The sequence below is a fragment of the Faecalibacillus sp. TM498 genome, assembly GCF_020589955.1.
In the GTDB taxonomy this organism is placed as follows: domain Bacteria; phylum Bacillota_I; class Bacilli_A; order Erysipelotrichales; family Coprobacillaceae; genus Faecalibacillus; species Faecalibacillus intestinalis.
The window spans coordinates 1-1,160 of record NZ_JAJDKB010000120.1 but is presented as its reverse complement, the minus strand read 5'-3'; the positions used below and the strand labels follow the sequence as shown (position 1 = coordinate 1,160).

Genomic DNA, 1,160 nt, shown 5'->3' with positions numbered 1-1,160 from the left:
GAAATTCCTTGTCAGGTAAGTTCTGACCCGCACGAAAGGCGTAACGATTTGGGCGCTGTCTCAGCTGTAGACTCGGTGAAGTCTTAGTACCTGTGAAGATGCAGGTTACCCGCGACTAGACGGAAAGACCCCATGGAGCTTCACTGCAGGTTGATATTGGGATTTGATGCAGCATGTACAGGATAGGTAGGAGGCAAAGAGATGGATACGCCAGTATTCAAGGAGCCGCTGTTGGGATACTACCCCTGTTGTATTGGATTTCTAACCGGACGACGTAGAGCCGTTGACGGGACAGTGTCAGTCGGGCAGTTTGACTGGGGCGGTCGCCTCCCAAAGAGTAACGGAGGCGCCCAAAGATACCCTCAGCTTGGATGGAAACCAAGCGCAGAGTGCAAAGGCAAAAGGGTGTTTGACTGCGAGACCCACAAGTCGAGCAGGGACGAAAGTCGGGCTTAGTGATCCGGCGGTGCTGAATGGAAAGGCCGTCGCTCAACGGATAAAAGCTACCCTGGGGATAACAGGCTGATCTCCCCCAAGAGTTCACATCGACGGGGAGGTTTGGCACCTCGATGTCGGCTCATCGCATCCTGGAGCTGAAGTCGGTTCCAAGGGTTGGGCTGTTCGCCCATTAAAGCGGTACGCGAGCTGGGTTCAGAACGTCGTGAGACAGTTCGGTCCCTATCTGTCGTGGGCGCAGGAAATTTGAGAAGAGCTGTCCTCAGTACGAGAGGACCGGGATGGACGCATCAATGGTGGACCAGTTGTCACGCCAGTGGCATAGCTGGGTAGCTAAATGCGGAAGGGATAAACGCTGAAGGCATCTAAGTGTGAAACCCACTTCAAGATGAGATTTCCCATTGCGCAAGCAAGTAAGACCCCTTAAAGACGATAAGGTAGATAGGTCAGGAGTGTAAGCATGGTGACATGTTAAGCGGACTGATACTAATAGGTCGAGGGCTTGACCGAAAAGGCAAGCGAGCTTGAAAGAAGAAAAACTACTGTCTGGTTTTGAGTGTCCTGAAGACACTTGACAAGAAGAATCTGGTAATGATAGCATGATGGACACACCTGTACCCATTCCGAACACAGAAGTTAAGCATCATCGCGGCGAAGATAGTACATTGTGCGAAAATAGCTCGTTGCCAGTTCCTTCTTTTTTT

The 1,160-nt window shown here is 51.3% G+C and carries 2 rRNA genes; both read left to right on the top strand.

The window, feature by feature from the left end:
• Positions 1-966: ribosomal RNA gene (locus LJD32_RS14915) — 23S ribosomal RNA — on the top strand; the annotation flags it as partial.
• Between the two features lie 74 nt (positions 967-1,040).
• Positions 1,041-1,148, top strand: a 5S ribosomal RNA gene (rrf, locus tag LJD32_RS14910).
• The last annotated feature ends 12 nt before the right edge of the window (positions 1,149-1,160 follow it).